The 18631-nt window shown below is 36.4% G+C and carries 18 protein-coding genes and 1 pseudogene; 6 read left to right on the top strand and 13 right to left on the bottom strand.

Annotated features, from left to right (window positions below):
* Positions 1-10: 10 nt before the first annotated feature.
* Complete coding sequence (locus tag JCM9157_RS02015) at positions 11-892, bottom strand: metal ABC transporter permease (RefSeq protein ID WP_035661821.1); 882 nt, start codon at positions 890-892, stop codon at positions 11-13.
* 3 nt (positions 893-895) lie between these two features.
* A complete protein-coding gene (locus JCM9157_RS02010; protein ID WP_173401242.1) occupies positions 896-1672 on the bottom strand; it encodes a metal ABC transporter ATP-binding protein in 777 nt (258 codons plus the stop codon).
* 255 nt (positions 1673-1927) lie between these two features.
* On the opposite strand from JCM9157_RS02010, the gene ppx reads away from it, so the two are divergent.
* Both ppx and JCM9157_RS02000 read left to right on the top strand, forming a co-directional pair.
* Entirely contained in the window at positions 1928-3466 is a 1539-nt protein-coding gene (gene ppx / locus JCM9157_RS02005; RefSeq protein WP_035661544.1) for an exopolyphosphatase, read from the top strand.
* Between the two features lie 84 nt (positions 3467-3550).
* A complete protein-coding gene (locus JCM9157_RS02000) occupies positions 3551-5665 on the top strand; it encodes an RNA degradosome polyphosphate kinase (RefSeq protein ID WP_035661541.1) in 2115 nt (704 codons plus the stop codon).
* A gap of 53 nt (positions 5666-5718) precedes the next feature.
* Here JCM9157_RS02000 and JCM9157_RS01995 read toward each other — a convergent pair.
* From JCM9157_RS01995 to JCM9157_RS25600, 4 genes and pseudogenes are all read right to left on the bottom strand, one after another.
* A pseudogene (locus JCM9157_RS01995) lies at positions 5719-6577 on the bottom strand (metal ABC transporter permease).
* Entirely contained in the window at positions 6577-7329 is a 753-nt protein-coding gene (locus JCM9157_RS01990) for a metal ABC transporter ATP-binding protein (protein WP_035661538.1), read from the bottom strand. Before JCM9157_RS01990 ends, JCM9157_RS01995 begins: the two are co-directional and overlap by 1 nt.
* Positions 7330-7656: 327 nt before the next feature.
* Complete coding sequence (locus JCM9157_RS25605) at positions 7657-7773, bottom strand: hypothetical protein (RefSeq protein WP_268870910.1); 117 nt, start codon at positions 7771-7773, stop codon at positions 7657-7659.
* Between the two features lie 7 nt (positions 7774-7780).
* The gene (locus tag JCM9157_RS25600) at positions 7781-8809 is read right to left on the bottom strand and encodes a two-component system sensor histidine kinase NtrB (protein WP_052012890.1); all 1029 of its coding nucleotides are present in this window, start codon (positions 8807-8809) and stop codon (positions 7781-7783) included.
* Between the two features lie 170 nt (positions 8810-8979).
* On the opposite strand from JCM9157_RS25600, the gene JCM9157_RS01980 reads away from it, so the two are divergent.
* Entirely contained in the window at positions 8980-9243 is a 264-nt protein-coding gene (locus tag JCM9157_RS01980) for a DUF2624 family protein (RefSeq protein ID WP_035661535.1), read from the top strand.
* Positions 9244-9438: 195 nt separating this feature from the next.
* Here JCM9157_RS01980 and JCM9157_RS01975 read toward each other — a convergent pair whose 3' ends face one another.
* Together JCM9157_RS01975 and JCM9157_RS01970 are read right to left on the bottom strand one after the other, a co-directional pair.
* A complete protein-coding gene (locus JCM9157_RS01975) occupies positions 9439-10332 on the bottom strand; it encodes a deoxyribonuclease IV (protein ID WP_035661533.1) in 894 nt (297 codons plus the stop codon).
* A gap of 29 nt (positions 10333-10361) precedes the next feature.
* Entirely contained in the window at positions 10362-11717 is a 1356-nt protein-coding gene (locus JCM9157_RS01970; RefSeq protein WP_035661531.1) for a DEAD/DEAH box helicase, read from the bottom strand.
* Between the two features lie 222 nt (positions 11718-11939).
* On the opposite strand from JCM9157_RS01970, the gene vrrA reads away from it, so the two are divergent.
* The 3 genes from vrrA to JCM9157_RS01955 all read left to right on the top strand — a co-directional run bounded on the left by vrrA (position 11940) and on the right by JCM9157_RS01955 (position 14342).
* A complete protein-coding gene (vrrA, locus tag JCM9157_RS23180; RefSeq protein WP_052012889.1) occupies positions 11940-12629 on the top strand; it encodes a VrrA/YqfQ family protein in 690 nt (229 codons plus the stop codon).
* Between the two features lie 140 nt (positions 12630-12769).
* Positions 12770-13264 (top strand): CarD family transcriptional regulator, encoded by a 495-nt coding sequence (locus tag JCM9157_RS01960; RefSeq protein ID WP_035661528.1) that lies wholly within the window; start codon positions 12770-12772, stop codon positions 13262-13264.
* Positions 13265-13394: 130 nt separating this feature from the next.
* Positions 13395-14342 (top strand): 4-hydroxy-3-methylbut-2-enyl diphosphate reductase, encoded by a 948-nt coding sequence (locus JCM9157_RS01955; RefSeq protein ID WP_035661526.1) that lies wholly within the window; start codon positions 13395-13397, stop codon positions 14340-14342.
* Positions 14343-14399: 57 nt separating this feature from the next.
* Here JCM9157_RS01955 and JCM9157_RS01950 read toward each other — a convergent pair whose 3' ends face one another.
* The 5 genes from JCM9157_RS01950 to rpoD form a co-directional block, all read right to left on the bottom strand.
* Entirely contained in the window at positions 14400-15521 is a 1122-nt protein-coding gene (locus JCM9157_RS01950) for a Nif3-like dinuclear metal center hexameric protein (RefSeq protein ID WP_035661523.1), read from the bottom strand.
* Positions 15518-16225, bottom strand: a complete 708-nt coding sequence (locus tag JCM9157_RS01945; protein ID WP_035661520.1) for a tRNA (adenine(22)-N(1))-methyltransferase — start codon at positions 16223-16225, stop codon at positions 15518-15520. Before JCM9157_RS01945 ends, JCM9157_RS01950 begins: the two co-directional genes overlap by 4 nt.
* A 109-nt stretch (positions 16226-16334) precedes the next feature.
* Positions 16335-16712, bottom strand: coding sequence for a cytochrome c550 (cccA, locus tag JCM9157_RS01940; RefSeq protein ID WP_035661517.1), 378 nt, complete (start codon positions 16710-16712; stop codon positions 16335-16337).
* Between the two features lie 144 nt (positions 16713-16856).
* Entirely contained in the window at positions 16857-17387 is a 531-nt protein-coding gene (locus JCM9157_RS01935; protein WP_035661514.1) for a hypothetical protein, read from the bottom strand.
* Positions 17388-17508: 121 nt separating this feature from the next.
* The gene (gene rpoD / locus JCM9157_RS01930) at positions 17509-18627 is read right to left on the bottom strand and encodes an RNA polymerase sigma factor RpoD (protein ID WP_035661512.1); all 1119 of its coding nucleotides are present in this window, start codon (positions 18625-18627) and stop codon (positions 17509-17511) included.
* Positions 18628-18631 lie beyond the last annotated feature (4 nt).

The following is an 18631-nucleotide window of genomic DNA, read 5'->3' as shown; positions in this document are numbered from 1 at the left end:
TCTGAGGCTCCTAACTTTCATGTTTTCTAATAACTAGTTGATTTCTTTTCCCGCGACCTAGATAATTGATCATCTTTTGAATATAAATTGTTATGACTAAAATTAATACAGCAATCATGACAATCATTCCACCTGGTGCGAGGTCAAAATAAAATGCAGAGATTAAACCACCAATTACTGCTATTTCTCCAAAGATTATAGAGTAGATAAACATTTGCTTAAAACCAACTGCCACTCTCATTGATGCAGCAACTGGAAGGGTCATAAGTGATGAAACAAGAAGTATTCCTACCACCCTCATCGAGGATGCTATCACTAATGCAACCATTACAATAAAAATAAAATTAATTAACCTTCTATTAATTCCTGATACAACTGCTTGTTCTTCATCGAATGATAAGAAGAATAATTCTTTGTAAAGCAATATTAAAACCCCTAATACAATCACTGTAATTGTACTAATAGTCCATAAATCAGATTTACTAACAGCCATTACACTTCCAAATAAGTAATGAAACAAATCATTATTAAATCCATCAGCAAGCGAGATAAATACAACCCCAATCCCTATTCCTCCGGATAAAATGATCGGTATGGCGATTTCTTTATAGAACTTATAAACACTTCTTAGCTGCTCTATTAACAATGATCCACCAACTGAAAAAATTAACCCCATGTATAGAGGGTTAAGTGTTTGGAAAAACACAATATATTTACCAAGTAGCAAGCTAGCTGCGATTCCTGATAAAGTAATATGAGATAGTGCATCGGCAATTAGAGAAAGTCTTCTTACAACTAGAAAAACCCCTAATGTTGGCGCTAGTAAACCGATTAGTACACCTGTATAAAATGCATTTTGAAGAAATTCATATCGAAAAAAAGCATCCAACATCAATTAATGTCCTCCATGGCTATGATTATGAGTCAATAAATGAACATCGTGGCCATAGAATGTCGACAAATCTTGGTTTGCTTCGAAATCTGCTGTATTTCCGTGGAAATGAAGAGTTTTGTTTAAACATGCCACATCGGTTACATGATCAGTCATAGCTCCAATGTCATGTGTGACCATGACAAGAGTTATTCCTTTCTCTTTGTTCAAATGATCAAGCATATCATAAAATTGTCGAACACTCTTTGCATCGACTCCAACTGTTGGTTCATCAAGGATTAACAACTCGGGTTCACTTACTAATGCACGAGCAATAAAAACACGTTGCTGTTGTCCTCCCGATAATTCACCAATATTTTTGTTAATAAATTCTTCCATTCCCACTTGTGTAATGGCGTCCCTTACCAATTGTTTATGTTTCCTATTCAAAAAACGAAATAATCCTACTTTGCCGTACAACCCCATTGAAACAACTTCAAAAACGGTTGCGGGGAAACCCGTGTTAAAACTATTTGCTTTTTGAGATACAAACCCTATTTTTTCCCACTGACGAAATTTAGACGTTTTCTCTCCAAATAAACGAATTTCTCCTTGTTGAGGTTCTAATAAACCGAGAACTAATTTAATTAATGTTGATTTTCCAGAACCATTTGGACCCACTAAACCTAAAAAAGATCCTTTCGGAATTTGTAGTGATATATTTTCAAGAATTTGTTGATTTCCATAATAGAATGAGACATTTTCTATTTCCACGGCATCTGTTTGGATAGAAACTTTCATTGTCAACTCTCCTTCCCATTTAAGTTGTTTTCGTATATGGTACATTGCACTTTTTTAAGCACTTGTTCTTTGTTCCACTGCTATGTCAAGGAACAACAACAATCCTTGCTAAAGAACCTACTTATAAGAACAATTACGATTTATAACATTCCTTTCTATTATAATGGTTATTTAAATTCTGTCTACCTTTGAGAACTACTTCATGTATTTGGTATAATCAGGTTTAACATTCAAAGAATGAGGTGGTTGGTTACTATGATTAGAAAACATTACGCAATCATTGATATGGGCTCAAACTCATTTCGATTAGTCATTAATGAAATAGATAATAACGGGCGTTATCAAGAACTTTATAATTTTAAAACAGTTGCTAGGCTTAGTACATTTATAAATGATGATGGTGTTCTTCAAGAAGCTGGTATATCACTGATTCTTGAAACCCTTCAACGTTTTAAAGAAGTACTTGATTATCATCAGATAGATGACGTCACCATCATTGCAACAGCCGCTATGCGAAAAGCTCAAAATCAAAAGGACATTGCTAAACTGGTTCAAGATCGACTGGGTCTTAGCATTCGTATTTTGAGTGAATACGAGGAAGCCTTTTATGGATACCTTGCTGTCATCAATTCTACATCTATTCAAAATGGGATTACAATTGACATTGGTGGTGGTAGTACTGAAGTTACGTTATTTACTGATCGTGAGTTAAAACATTTTCACAGCTTTCCGTTTGGAGCTATCACCTTACAGCAACAGTTTTTTTCAGAGGGACAAGCCCCTGCCGCTATCTCAGAATTAAAAAAATACATAAATCAACAACTTCAAACCCTTAGTTGGCTAAAAGGGAGAGAAGATTATCCTATTATCGGCATAGGTGGTAGCGCTAGAAACCTTGCTCTCATCCATCAGCGCCAAAGCGATTACCCTCTCGCAGGAATTCATCAATATGAAATGGGAAATGAAGATCTTTCTACTATTAATACAATGTTACAACAGTCAACTATTGAACAGCGCTTATTACTTGATGGATTATCTAAAGACAGAGTAGAAATCATTATCCCAGCTGCTGAAGTTATTTCTTCTCTCGTCTCATATGTAGAAGCAAATACTTTTATTATGAGTCGGAAAGGACTTAGAGATGGAGTCTTCTATGAAGCATTGTTAGAGAAAATGGATACAAAGCGATTCCCAAACGTCGTTGAAGAAAGTATTCATCAAATTACTAATAGTTACCATGTACAAATCGATCATGCTAATCATATTTCAACTTTAGCTCTTCAATTGTACAAACAATTAGCTCCATATGCTCAAGTTTCACATGATGAACAAGAAGCCTTAAAGCTGCTTAATTACAGTGCAAGAGTATTGTATATAGGTGAATCGATTAGTAGTGAAGCAAGTAGCCAAAATACCTTCTATCTTCTAACTAATATGACAATAGAAGGTTTATCTCATAAGGAAAGACTGGCCGTTGCCTTTATTTCATCTTTCAAGTCAAAATCATTAATGATGCATTACGCCGAACCTTTTAAGCAATTGATCCAAAAGAAAGAGTTAAAATTATTTGAATTCCTAGGTTCTATTATGAAGTTAGCTTACTCACTTGATCGGACACGAAGAAAAGTAATCAGCAAAGTGGGTGAAGTCACACAACTGAGTGGTGAAATATTAATTCCTCTCTATTATAAGGAAGATCCTTTTTTTGAAAATATTCAAGCGAGCAAAAGTAAAAAACAAATTGAAAAGGCAATTAAACAAACGATTGAGTTTCAGTACATGCCGTCTAAATAAGGTTCTTAAAATTAAATCTTAACATAAAATTTACAATGAGCTGTTAAACTGAAATGGATGAATCAAGCAGAAAGGTTGAGTACAATGAAGATAAATTATGATCGTCTTGAACACATTGATCTCAATAACCCAACCTTTTATAACAACCGTGAATTGAGCTGGTTAGCTTTTAATGAACGAGTTTTAGAAGAAGCCATTGATGAGAAAAATCCCATCTTGGAACGCTTGAAATTCTTAGCTATATTCAGTTCGAATTTAGATGAATTTTTCATGGTACGTGTTGCAGGGTTAAAAGATCAAGTAAAAGCGGGATACAATAAACCTGAAAACAAGGCTGGCCTCACTCCTAAACAACAATTGAAACACATTGCTGATAAAAATCATAAATTAGTTCATTTACAAGATACTGTTTACTCAGAGACTATTGTTCCCATGCTCTTTCACGAAGGCTTTCAGTTCATGAACGTCGAGGAATGTTCCGTAAAACAGATTGAATTTTTAAGGCAACGATTTCAAAATTATATTTTTCCCGTGTTAACTCCGATGGCAATTGATGCATATCGCCCTTTTCCTATGCTTTTAAATAAGAGTTTAAACCTCGCAGTTATTTTGAAGAAGTTAGGAAATTGGGAGGAAAAGGAACAGCTCGCTATTGTACAGGTACCAGCTGTTTTAAATCGTTTTATTAAACTTCCTACAGAAGGAGATAAACAACAATTTATATTGCTTGAGAATGTAATAGGTTACTTTATTAACGACCTATTTAACGGTTTTGCAGTTAAATCTGTTTCTCCTTTTCGAATCACTAGGAATGCAGATATGACGATTCATGAAGAAGGAGCACGTGATTTATTGCTTGAAATTGAAAAGGAATTGAAAAAGCGAAAATGGGGATCGGCAGTTCGTCTGGAAATGCAAGAAGGCTTAATGGATCAAAATGTTTTAAATTTATTATTGGATGTGTTAGAGCTACACCCAAATGATGTGTATACTTTTAATGGTCCCCTAGATCTATCCTTCCTTTTTAAACTTTATAATGAGCTAATTAACGACCATGAACACCTAGCCAACGAAACGCTTATTCCTCAACCTGCCGAAGATTTAGCGGGCCATGATGATATTTTCCAAGCTATATTAGAAAAAGATATTATACTTCATCACCCTTATGAATCCTTTCAACCAGTCGTTGATTTTATTGCTAAAGCCGCAAATGATCCTCAGGTCTTAGCTATTAAGCAAACACTTTATCGTGTTAGTGGCGATTCACCCATTATAAACGCTCTAGCGCTAGCTGCTGAAAAGGGAAAACAAGTAACCGTTCTAGTTGAATTAAAAGCCCGCTTTGATGAAGAGAATAACATTCAGTGGGCAAAGAAATTGGAAAAGTCTGGTGTTCATGTTATTTACGGTATAACTGGCTTAAAAACACATAGCAAAATTACATTAATCGTTCGTCATGTAGACGATCAAATACAACGTTTCGTTCATTTAGGAACTGGAAATTACAATGATTCTACTGCAAAGTTATATACGGACATCGGCTATCTCACCGCAAATGAGCAGTTTGGTGTGGACGCCACTAACTTTTTTAATTACCTTAGTGGCTATAGTGAGAAACCTATATGGCATCACCTTAGTATCGCTCCATTTGAAATTAGAAATAAGTTTCTACAATTAATTGACGAGGAAATTGAAATTCATTCCAAAAACGGAAATGGACACATTATTGCTAAAATGAATTCACTTACTGACAAGCCAATCATTCTAAAGCTTTATGAAGCTTCGCAAGCAGGTGTGAAAATAGACTTAATAGTACGAGGTATTTGTTGCTTAAGGCCGAAGATAAAAGGAGTTAGTGAGAACATTCGCGTATTTAGTATAGTTGATCGTTTTTTAGAACATAGTAGAATTTTTTATTTTCACCATGATGGAAGTGAGAAGGTATATTTATCTTCAGCCGATTGGATGACTAGAAACATGGAAAAAAGAATAGAAATTCTTTTTCCAATTCTTTCAAAAATGAATAAAAAGCGAATAAAAGAAATACTTAAAATTACCCTTGATGATAACATGAAAACACGCGAGCAATTCGAGGATGGGAGCTACCAATATGTCAATCGGCCTGAAGATGAACAACCCGTTCAAAGTCAATTAAAGTTTCATCAGCTTGCGGCTAGATTTACAAAAAGCGAAGAATAATATATAGAATCTGAAAAAACCTGAGGCAGAATAAATGCTCCAGGTTTTTTCGTCTATATATTTCTAGCACGCCATTTTCTTGTAATGACTCCTTGCTTAGGTGAGAAGAAGAAAGCCAATCCGAAGAAAAAAGATGCTACTAATACGATTGAAGCTCCGGAAGCAACATCGTATACAACAGAATAAAACATTCCAATTACAGCAGAGAGAACCCCTATTATTGCCGATAATGACAACATTACCGGTAACCTATCCGTTAGTAAATAAGCAGTTGCTCCTGGCGTGATTAACATTGCTACAACAAGCACAATTCCAACTGTTTTAAGCGAAGCTACCGTTACTAGCGAAAGAAGTAACATTAGTAAGTAATGAATCATTTTTACTGGAATACCAGTAGCTTTAGCCATAACTGGATCAAATGTACTTAATAACAAAGGGCGATAAAAAAGAAGAATCATCAGTAAAACAAAAACACCGATACCCAAAGTTACATGCAAATCGCCTCTAGAAACAGCTAAGACATTTCCAAATAAAACTATGCCATAGGTCAACCCCAGTCCCTCTTAATCCAGTAATAAGAACGATCCCAAGCGCAAAGGCAGCCGTAAACATAATCCCTATCGCAGAATCATCTTTTATCCTACTATTCTGAGAAACATAACCGATAGCTAACGCGGTCAAAACCCCTGTTATAGTTGCGCCAATAAAGAAACTCGCCCCTAACATGTATGCAATGACGACCCCAGGTAATACTGCATGTGAGATCGCATCTCCCATTAAGGCCATTCCTCTTAAAATAATGAAACAGCCAATAACTCCACAAATAATCCCGACTAAAATTGCAGCAACTAAAGCTTGCTGCAAGTACGCATAACGCGCTACTTGATCAATGAACATCATAATGTTACTCATTAATCACTCACCACCATTATATTTTCATTGGCACCAAATAGTTGTATACTTCCTTTATATGTTTTCGCAAGAATCTCAGGTTGATAGACTTGATGTACTGACCCAAAATCAACTAATTCCTTGTTAATTAACAATAACTGATCAAAGTACTGTTCTACTTTACTTAAATCATGATGAACAACAAAAACCGTCTTCCCCTCGTCACGAAGCTCTCTAAGAAGATTAATAATAATTTCTTCTGAGGTCACATCAATACCAACAAAAGGTTCGTCTAAGAAAAACAAATCTGCATGCTGTGCTAAGGCTCTAGCAATGAAGACACGCTGCTGTTGTCCTCCTGATAATTCTCCAATTTGTCTTTTGCGATATTCTAACATTCCAACCTTTTCAAGAGACTCCACTACTATTTCTCGATCTAATTTGCTCGCTTTTTTATACCAAGGGATATGTGTGAAGCGGCCCATTAAAACGACATCCTCCACTAAAACAGGAAAATCCCAATCAATCTGATTTCGCTGAGGTACATATGAAATTTGCTTTCTGACATCATTTACCTTTTGACCAAATATCGAAACTGAACCAGAAGACTTTTCTAAACCTAAAATAGCTTTTATTAATGTAGATTTACCAGCTCCGTTTGGACCGACAATTCCGATTAAGTTTCCTTCCTGGACATTAAAGTTAATATCTTGAACAGCGGGATTTTTTTCATAGTAAACAGAGAGTGATTCAACTTTTAATACATCTACCATTAACTTTTCCTCCCAACTTTTGAACACATTAGTTTTGCCACAGTGCAACTTTTTGAGTTCAAGTTTCCTTACTTTTGTGAAGAGATGCTTCATTAAAACAAGCTTAGTCTCCTACTATTGGATGAAGTTGCCGAGACACTTCTACTAAACAGATACAACATATTATGATCTTACAGTAAAAAGGTGCAAAACTTTATATAGGGAATAAAAGTTTCCCTAAGTAAACTTTTATCTTAAGGTTAATTATAGTCTGAATTTACTCTCTTGTAAATAATGAGTGCATTCGTAAAAAAAAGAGCATAACTCAAAATCGAAATGCTAGTTCAACTAGTCATTCAGACTTCGGTTACCCTCTCGTTTTGATTCTAATGGAAGCGAGATAATAACACTCGTTCCAATATTATATGTACTTATAATCTGAAAATTACCTCCATGATCTTCAATGATCTTCTTACAAAGTGGAATACCAATACCAGTTCCCCTTGATTTTGTTGTAAAAAAAAGGTTTCCCCAATTGGCTTAAGATTGATTCTGGCATTCCCTTACCATTATCTTTTACTTCAATAATATAGTCATCTTGGTGTATCTTCGTTTCAATTGTTAATTTTCTGTTGTTGTTTGATTGTCCATAAGCTTCGACAGAATTACGAAGTAAATTTAACATCACTTGCTTGACCATTGACTCATTTACAAATACTTGTTTGTCTGTTTCACTTAATTCCAATTTGAATTCAACATCGTGTAAGAGACATTCTGCTTTTATTATCTCTATAAGTGAATTCATAATCGTAACAGGTGATTGCCATCTCCGGTCCATTTTGCGTCTCGAAACGGATAAGAAATCCTCCAAAATTCCATTCATTCGATTTAATTCAGACATAATGGTATCATAATATTTTTTATGGTCATTTGTAAGTTTAGCCAGTTGTAAAAATCCCTTAATCACTGATAAAGGATTTCTTAATTCATGCGCTACTCCTGCAGCTATATGAGATACTGCTTCCATTTGGTGATGAAACGTAAGAAGGTTCTCAAACTGTTTTTGAAGGGAGCGATCTTCAAATATTAGATAAACAACCTCAGTCAAAGAAGAAGGAACAGCTTTTATTCGATAGACCCTTTCCTCTTCTTCAAAATCAATTTCTTGTTTACTTTTTAATTGGAAGGTTTTCTCTATAAGCTCTGAACTAACAAAAAAGCATTTTTCTTCCATTCCTAATTCTTTTATTGTAAACATTCGTAACTCATTTTCTTTTATATTTGTTAACTCTAGAAAAGCTTGGTTCCATCTTAGAATATGTAAATGAACATCAACTTCAAGAAAGGGAATCCCCATTTCTTCAATTAATAAATCATGTTCAATCATTCTCTCATCCGTTCTTGTCGATGTTTGAACCATTTCTCGATTATTAGTCGATTTCATCGCCATAAACGAACTCCCTTTTGGGGTTTTATTTAGATTTAGGTCCTTTTTCTCCATTAGACCTACCCCCTCTATTTCTATCGATTCTACGTTTTTTTACAATTCACGATTTACTTCTCACTCCTTAATTCGCTACTTCCCTTTACAGTTCCTTTTTTTTCTGCACATTTTCTTCTTGGGCTTCATAAACTGTCACTATGGTTAACTCAAGAAAAGGGGTGCTTTTCATGAATGTTATTATGCAACAACTTGTCAATAATAAGGTGAATTCACTTACTACCAAAGATTTATTGGACCTTGCTACTCAGTACAACATTCAGCTTACTGCCAATCAAGCTGAAAAAGTCATTGCCATCTTGCGCACAGAACAAATTGATGTTGCCAATCAAGCACAAGTGCATAGAATTATTCACCGTTTACAGACGGAAGTAGATCCATATGTATCTTCGGTGATTCAACAACTATTACAACAATTTAGTCAATACCTATAAATTATAAGCATATCATAGAAAAAAGGGGTTATCACAGATCTAAATAGATTTGTGATAACCCCTTTTTATAGGCTAGTGTTTCGTATCATTTGTTGTTTTAAGTCTAACGTTCCTCACATGTTCGTTCCAGTGCGCACCCTATTACTTATAGGAAAAACTTTTATAATCAACAATTTTTACGAAACAGCCTTATTTTTATTGAACCATTTTATTACGAATGTCTTCATCAAATTGCCCTGCAATTAGCATCTCGATCTCATGTTTGTAAGGAGCAAACTTATTTTTTTTGTCTTCTCCGACAAAAGGAGTTTCAAGAATTTTTGGTACCTGAGCTAATTGCGGGTGATGGACAATATAATGAAGTGCTTTAAACCCGATATGACCAAAACCAATATTTTCATGTCTATCTTTAGCCGCACCACATTCATTTTTACTGTCATTAATATGAAGTACTTTTAATCTGTCAATTCCGATTAAGCGATCAAAGGACTCCAATACTCCATCAAAATCAGAAACAATATCATAGCCGGCATCATGAGTATGACAAGTATCAAAGCAAACAGAAAGTCTTTCATTATGTGTTACACCGTCAATAATGGTTGCCAGCTCTTCAAATGTTCTACCACACTCTGATCCTTTTCCAGCCATTGTTTCAAGCGCTATTTGCACATCACGTTTCTCTTCAAATACTTCATTCAAGCCTTCGATAATCTTCTTTATACCCGCTTCGGTTCCTGCACCTACATGGGCCCCTGGATGTAGAACGATTTGTTTAGATCCTAATGCTTCTGTTCTCTCTATTTCAGATCTTAGAAACCTAACACCAAGTTCAAATGTCTCTGGCTTAGTTGTATTAGCAATATTGATAATATACGGGGCATGAACAACAATATCAGACATTCCGTTTTCTTTCATGTGGTCCAACCCAGCTTCAATGTTTAATTCTTCAATTGCTTTACGTCTAGTATTTTGAGGAGCACCTGTATAGATCATAAATGTAGAAGCACCGTAAGAAGTTGCTTCTTCACTTGCTCCAAGAAGCATCTTTTTCCCATTCATAGATACATGAGATCCTAATTTAATTGCCATGTTTCCTCTCCCCTTTTACATTCAATCCATTACTTTTTCTTTTTAATTCGTCTTTGTCTTTGTTCTTCTTTTGCTTGTTTAAAGCGAGCTTTCTTTTTGTAAGCTGGTTTAACTTTTCTCGCTTTGGCAACCGCTTTTCCACCAGTACGCTTTTGTTCTTCTGGTTTTTTCGTAGTAGTTGCTTTCGCATCTGTTGTTTTTGCTGGTTTTTTCTTACCAGGAACGCCAAGAGGAGCTCGGTCCAACTTGACCCACTCACCCTGTTTAAAATCGTAGTAAGTAAATTTCACTCCACGTTTTAATAGCTTTTCAATTGCTGGCTGATCATGTGCTTCATAGATCGTAAAGGCTAACCCGTCCATTCCAGCGCGAGCTGTTCTTCCCACTCTGTGAATATAAAAATCTAAATCTTTAGGTAAGCCGTAATTAATGATGTGTGTTACCCCTTTTACATCTATTCCTCTAGCCGCTAGATCAGTTGCAACTAAGTATTGCACTTTAACTTCTTTCACAAGTTTCATTACTTGCTTACGCTGTCTAGGTTGTAGCCCACCATGAAGTCTTTCAACATTTAATCCAGCTTCACTCATTGCGTTAGCCACTTCATCAGCTTGTTCTTTTGTATTTGTAAACACAATAGCTAAATAAGGGTTAATTGATTTTGCTATATCAACAACGAACTTAATTTTTTCACGATGTCTAAGCGGGATAATACGATGTTCAATTTTGGTAGCTGTCACATGTTTAGGTTCTACTTGTACGTGTCTTGGATCCGTCATGTATTTCTTCAAAAATGGTTGTAGTTTTTCAGGAATAGTTGCAGAGAAAACCATCATTTGTAATTTTTCAGCCATTCTTGATGCTACTTTATCAACATCGTCGATAAACCCCATATCTAACATTTGATCGGCTTCATCAACAACAAGCATACTTGCCGTGTAAACTTGAAGTGCTTGATCATCGATAAGATCCGCTATTCGCCCAGCAGTTCCAACCACAATATGAGGTTGGTTCTTAAGCCCTCCAATAGCACGTGTGCGATCTGTACCACCAACTAGTAATTTAGCTTGGATCGTTTCATTTTCAGGACAATATTCAAGGATCTTTTTTAACTCATCAAATAGTTGTCCCGCTAGTTCTCGAGTTGGGGCAGTTATTACTGCTTGAACTTCATGTCTCGTGTAGTCAATTCGGTCTAAAATAGGAAGTAAAAACGATAATGTTTTTCCTGTTCCTGTTTGCGACTGCCCTATAACATCTCTTCCATTACGAATGGCTGGAATTAAACGTTCTTGGATATCTGTCGGTAATGTAAATCCTTGTCCACTAAGAGCCTCAATAAGAAATGGCTTTAGTTCAAACCTCTTAAAATTTTCTGCTTTCATATAATTACTCATCTTCCTTCCGATTCCTTTATGCAATAGTTCATTTTATCATACTTTGTCGGATCATGGCTAATTAGTTGTTCCTTTCACCGGATACTTACGGATTGCATATAACTAATAAAGAGATAAAATCATTCATTTATAGTGTCTATTATATTCTTACCAAAAATAACGTAAGGTACACTTTTTAGTTCTTCTGAAACTAGGAAAGGAGACGTTTTTATGCAACCATTTTTCGGACCACCATTTAGTTCAATGCCAATGCAAGCCCCCATGCAAGGTATGTCACAAGCTGCTAACATGATGCAAGGTGCAGGACCTACTAATGCAATGGCAGGGCTAGGTAGTCAAGCTGCAAGAGGAGGGGGAGGATTTCTCTCAAGAATTCTAGGCGGGCTTGGAGGCCTAGGTGGGGGAAGCAACGCTGCTAGTGCCCCTATGATGGGAGGTCTTTCTCAAGCTGCTGGAGCTGGGGGGATGAACTTTACAACCATGCTTACAAACGCACAAAAAGTATTAGGTTTAGGTCAACAAGTTTTACCGATGGTTCAACAATATGGTCCTTTAATCCGAAATGCTCCGGCACTTTTAAAACTTATGAGAAGTAGTGATTCAAATTCGGATACAACTGTATCACCTGAAGCTCAAATGTCGACCCAAGTTCCCATTTCTGACGAGAATTCAGAAAGTCATTCGTCTTCCGCACCAACACATGAACAAACACAATATAATCAACTTCAGTCAGACAGACAGCACACTCAACATTATGAGATTCAAGCAAACAAAGACCAGACACAACCTTTCTCACTAGAAGAAAAACCAATAAAAAGAAAAAAGAATCCAACTCTTTCTCCAACCTTAATAAAACCAAAAACAATTGATGGCATTCCTGCTCCTAAATTGTATGTTTAGTCAAAAGTCGGGTACACTATTTGATAAAAAGCCCGACTTTTTTCATTTTTTTATTGACAAAAAACATCAGAGGATAGTAAAATTTACTTTTGTTTTTTTTTGTGTTATAATGTGATTACTACCCGATTGGAGGAATGCCCATGTTTAAAGTTGGCGACCACGTAGTCTATCCTTATCACGGTGCTGGAACAATTCAAGATATTGAAGAAAAGGATGTTTTAGGAGAAACTCACTCTTACTTCATTCTTAATTTTCCACTCGTTGATGTAAAGCTTATGCTACCCGAGACCAAAATCAATGATTCAGGTTTGCGTAAGATTATAGACCAATCAGAGTTAGATTCACTTGTAGACGCGCTTCAAAACGGACCAGAAATTCCACCGTCGACAAGTCATTTTTCTCGTGAAACTGAAAATCTCTTGAAGAGCGGCTCTATTATTGATGCAGCTCACTTGATTTCTTCCCTTTCTAGGAAACAAACAGAACGGGCAAATGGCCTCCACATCCAAGACCGTAACCACCTTCAGAAAGCTCGCCAAATGATTGTGAGTGAGTTAGTACTAGTGAATGATATGACCGAGGAGCAAGCATACGAATTCATTGACGATGCCCTTACAGAGTTAAAAGAAGCGTAAGCATTGTCAGCGAATGAAATCTCCTTTATACTAAATATGTTAAAAGCATACACCATTCGTACATACGGATGGTGCTATTCTTTTTTTAGAAGAATACTTGAACGAGTAATTCTACTAGTAGGAGCGTCTCATGAAAGTAAAAAAAATCTCTCCAAGAGGATATTGCTACGGTGTTGTAGATGCAATGGTTCTTGCAAGACAAGCAGCAGCAAACTTGGACTTACCTAGACCTATTTATATTTTAGGAATGATTGTTCATAACAAGCACGTTACAGATGCCTTTGAAGAAGAAGGAATCATTTCTTTAGATGGTGAGAATCGTGTTGAGATCTTAAAACAAGTCGATAAAGGTACTGTCATCTTTACCGCTCACGGGGTATCTCCTGAAGTACGAAAGCTTGCTAAAGAAAAAGGATTAACCGTAGTGGATGCAACATGTCCTGATGTTACCCGAACTCACGACTTAATAAAAGAACAGGTTGCCAATGGTTATGAAATTATCTATGTAGGTAAAAAAGGACATCCAGAACCAGAAGGGGCGATAGGTGTTGCTCCAAACTCTGTTCATCTTGTTGAGTCGGTTGAAGATGTTGAACAACTGGCAATTACAACAGAAAAAATTATCATCACAAATCAAACAACAATGAGCCAGTGGGATGTAAGTGACATCATGAAAAAAGCCATGAAAGCTTATCCATCAGCTGAAGTTCATAATGAGATTTGTCTTGCCACACAAGTTCGTCAAGAAGCGGTAGCAGAACAAGCTAAAGAATGCGATTTGGTAATTGTAGTCGGAGATCCTAAGAGTAATAATTCGAATCGGCTTGCTCAAGTTTCTGAACAAATCGCTGGAACAACCGCTTACCGAATTGGTGACATATCCGAAATAAAGCTAGAATGGTTAGAAGGTGTTGAAACAGTAGGAGTAACATCAGGTGCTTCCACTCCAACTCCAATCACTAAGGAAGTGATTACCTTCTTAGAGGGTTACTCTCCAGATGATGAATCTACTTGGGTACTTGAACGCAAAGTTGCTCTTCAAAAGATTCTTCCAAAAGTTAAAGCAGCAAAACAATAGTGAAACTATTAAGGTTCTCCCGAAAGGATAATTGATACTTTCGGGTGAACCTTTTTTTCACACAAATTGAAAAGGATCTGTATTCAGCTTAGATGCAATTACCTTTGTTTCATAGCGCTTTTCAATTAGGAAGTGATCTAATTTCTTTTTCACTCCTTCTTTCATAACCTTTTCCACATTATGACCTGGATCCACAATGTTTAATCCATCCATCATCGCGTCATGAGCAACATGATAGTAGACATCACCTGTAACGAACACATCCGCACCTTTCATAATGGCATCCTTCATATACTTATTCCCATCGCCACCTAGAACGGCTACTTTTTTAATAGGTGCTTGCAAGTTTCCAACGACTCGTGCTCCTGTTACATCAAATGCCTTCTTCACATACTCTGCGAAATCTGCAAGAGTCATTTCATTTGGAAGAACACCAACTCTTCCCAACCCTAAAACTTCCCCTTTATTATCTAATGGATATATATCAAATGCAGGTTCTTCATACGGATGTGTTTTTAAAATCGTAGAAACAACTTTCTTCTGCAGGTTGCTTGGAATAATGGTTTCTACCTTTACCTCCTCCACTTCCTCTAGGTCACCTTGTTGGCCAAGAAACGGATTAGATCCTTCTTCGGGCTTAAACATCCCAGTCCCAATGGTATTAAACGTACAATGACTGTAGTTTCCAATATGACCTGCACCAATTTTACCTAGCGCTTCTCTTAGTTCCTTCTCATGCGTTTTCGGAGTAAAAACAACTATTTTCTTTAATGGAATCGTTTGTGTTGGAGCTAGAACCTCTAAATTTTTTAAATTTAGCGCTTCAGCCATCATATCGTTTACGCCCCCATTTGCTATATCTAAATTGGTATGAGCAGCGTAAATTGTAATATCATGTTTAATCGCTTTGGCAACAATTCTTCCGTGAGGGGTATCAACATCAATTTTCTTTAGCGGGCGAAACAATAAGGGATGATGAGCAATGATTAAATCGACTTGTTCTTCAATCGCTTCATCCATTACATCTTCAAGCACATCTAAGGCAATCATTATTTTCTTTACTTGTTTATTTAATGTTCCTACCATTAATCCATTCTTATCACCTTCAACTGCATATGACTTCGGTGACCACATTTCAAAATGTTGGATAACAGCTTGTCCGTTTATGTACTTTCTCATTTTAAAACCTCCTGCACCGTGTTAATTAGTCTGTTTAGCTCAGTTCGTTTCTGTTCAATTTGATCGTTACCTGAAGCTTTATCAAACTCCTTTAAGATCCTTTGCCAATTTGCTAGTTCATAGCTCCACTTTTTCTTGAAAGCCTCGTTTCGTTCTTTCATAAGATAAGGGCCTAAAAGTAATTTTTCTTGAGTCTGCTCCTTATAAAGCTCTTTGTCATCTCCGGGCTTTGCAACAAGAATTTCATATATTTTGTCATCTTCTTCTATGATATCTTCTGAATACAGAAACCAGCCATGTTTTCTTAACCAATGTCTAATTAAATCGGCACTAACATTTGGTTGTAATATTAAAGTTGTGACTCCTTCTAACTTGTTTATTCCTTCATCTAATATGGTGGCAATGAGACCGCCGCCCATACCAGCAATCGTAATAGTATCAACTTCTCCCTGTTCAAGAACGGCCAAACCATTTCCTTTCCTTACTTCAATCCTATCCGCTAAACCAACTCTTATAACTTGATTTTGTGCAGATTGAAAAGGGCCTTCATTTACCTCTCCAGCAATTGCTCTGATGCTTGGGTCTTGTAAGCATAAATAACATGGCAAGTATGCATGATCTGATCCAATATCCGCTACTTTTGCTCCTTTTGGAACGTAACTAGCTACTTTAATTAACCGTTCAGATAATTGTTTTTCATTCATTTTATCACCTATCACTATTTTCTTTTCATACTAACTATATTAGGTCGTGATTTCAACTGATGAGATAAAAGAAAAGACGAGAGTTTCTCTGCTCTCGTCTTTTTCGTTATTATTCAGATTCAGCTAATAAATATTGCGCAATAGCGTCAGCTTCTACATCATTTAGGTTAGAAATAGCTGGCATTGAACCATAACCACCTGTGATGATGTCAGCAATCTCATCAACAGAATATTTTCCTTCAAGGCCTGTTAAACCCGGACCTGCACCGCCACCTAAATCTCCACCATGACAGCCAATACAAGATTGTTGAGCTAGATCACGACCAGCACTTACTGGATCTTCAAATTCTGTTACTTCTTCTGCCTCTTCTGCAGGATCTGCGTTCATTTCAGCACGTTGATTCAGTCCTACAAAAGAAAGAGCAACCATTAACAGAATACCGATAACTGCAGTAACTGCAAATGGTAATAGTGGTCTTCCCTTCATCGTCTTATCCTCCTTTTAGTTATATCGGATCAACACATATCGTCAAACAGCTATGTAGACGCTTAAAGATTCCCTTCTCATTCTACTTGAAATTAACCACAATGAAAAGGGATACTTCTGTTTTTTGCTTTTTTTGTCACTCTTTTATCTCAGGAGAAAAATAACCAAGAAAAGTAATGTTAAAACAGCTGCAATTGTAAAGAATCGTATAGACCATTTCCAACCAATATAAAACCATACTAGGCAATGAGCTAAAATGGCTACTATTAAACTAACGGTGCTATTATTAGCGAATAGTAAGACGATATGTATCGTCAATAAAAAAATAATAAACGCTGCATTCATACAATATAAGCTAAATAACAGTTCATTTGACGTTTTTCTCGCAATAATGATGATAGTCATTGCAATAAAAACCACGATACCCATTTGCAATACAATCGAAAAATCAGTAAAATAAATGACAAGAATAGCTAATAGAAACATTGCTTGGATGCAAAGGAATATTAAAATGGCTTGCAATGGTGAATTTTTCTTAATGCTTGATTCATTATCTGCTTGGTCACCCTCTGTGTAGAGAGTAATTAAAAAATCGCAATACTTTTCAGGCAATAATTTAGTTTCTTTCCAATACTTTATTTCTTTTAAAATGATTTCTTTTCTTTGCTTGTCCATTTTCTCCTCCAAGCAGAACTACAGAAAACTCAAAAGGCCTGTTCTCAACTAACTAATACAAAGTACCCCTTTGTACGCTAATTTTGAACAAGACCAGTTGAATTTTATATTCCAATGCACTTTATTCTAGGAAATCTTTTAACCGCTTGCTTCGACTAGGATGACGCAATTTTCTTAGTGCTTTTGCTTCAATTTGGCGGATACGTTCACGGGTAACCCCAAATACTTTTCCTACTTCTTCTAACGTTCGCGTACGTCCATCATCAAGTCCAAAGCGTAAACGTAATACGTTTTCTTCACGATCTGTTAATGTATCAAGAACGTCCTCAAGTTGTTCTTTTAACAGTTCATAGGCGGCTGCGTCTGACGGTGCCAGAGCCTCTTGATCTTCAATAAAATCACCTAAGTGAGAGTCGTCTTCCTCTCCAATTGGCGTTTCTAGCGATACAGGTTCTTGAGCAATTTTCAGAATCTCACGAACTTTATCAGGTGTTAAATCCATTTCTTGAGCCACCTCTTCAGGTGTAGGCTCACGACCAAAGTCTTGAAGTAACTGACGTTGGACACGAATAAGCTTGTTAATTGTTTCAACCATATGAACAGGAATACGAATGGTACGAGCTTGGTCCGCAATGGCACGTGTAATTGCTTGCCTAATCCACCATGTAGCATAGGTACTAAACTTATATCCTTTTTCATAGTCAAACTTTTCAACGGCTTTAATTAAGCCCATATTACCCTCTTGAATTAAATCTAGGAACAACATTCCTCTACCTACATAACGTTTGGCAATGGAAACAACTAGACGTAAATTCGCTTCAGCTAATCGTCTTTTCGCTTCTTCGTCGCCTTGCTCAATTCGTTTAGCAAGCTCAATTTCTTCTTCAGCCGAGAGAAGGGGAACGCGACCAATTTCCTTTAGATACATACGGACAGGATCGTTAATTTTTATTCCAGGTGGTACACTTAAGTCATTTAGATCAAATTCTTCTTCCTCTTTTACTGCTTGTTGAAGATTAGGTACATCATCCGTTTCGTTAAGGATTTCAACCCCTTGTTCTCCTAAATATTCGAAGAACTCATCCATCTGATCAGAGTCCTGGTCAAACGCTGCAAGTTTCTCTGTAATCTCTGCATACGTAAGAACCCCCCTCTTTTTACCAATCTCCACTAATTGTTCTTTTACTTGATCGATAGACAATTCACCTTCCGCTAACGGACGTAATGGTTTATCTGCCATTCGA

It is taken from the genome of Halalkalibacter akibai JCM 9157 (genome assembly GCF_000513135.1).
Lineage (GTDB): Bacteria > Bacillota > Bacilli > Bacillales > Bacillaceae_D > Halalkalibacter > Halalkalibacter akibai.
The sequence above is the reverse complement of the archived record's forward strand: the minus strand, read 5'-3'. Positions and strand labels throughout refer to the sequence as shown.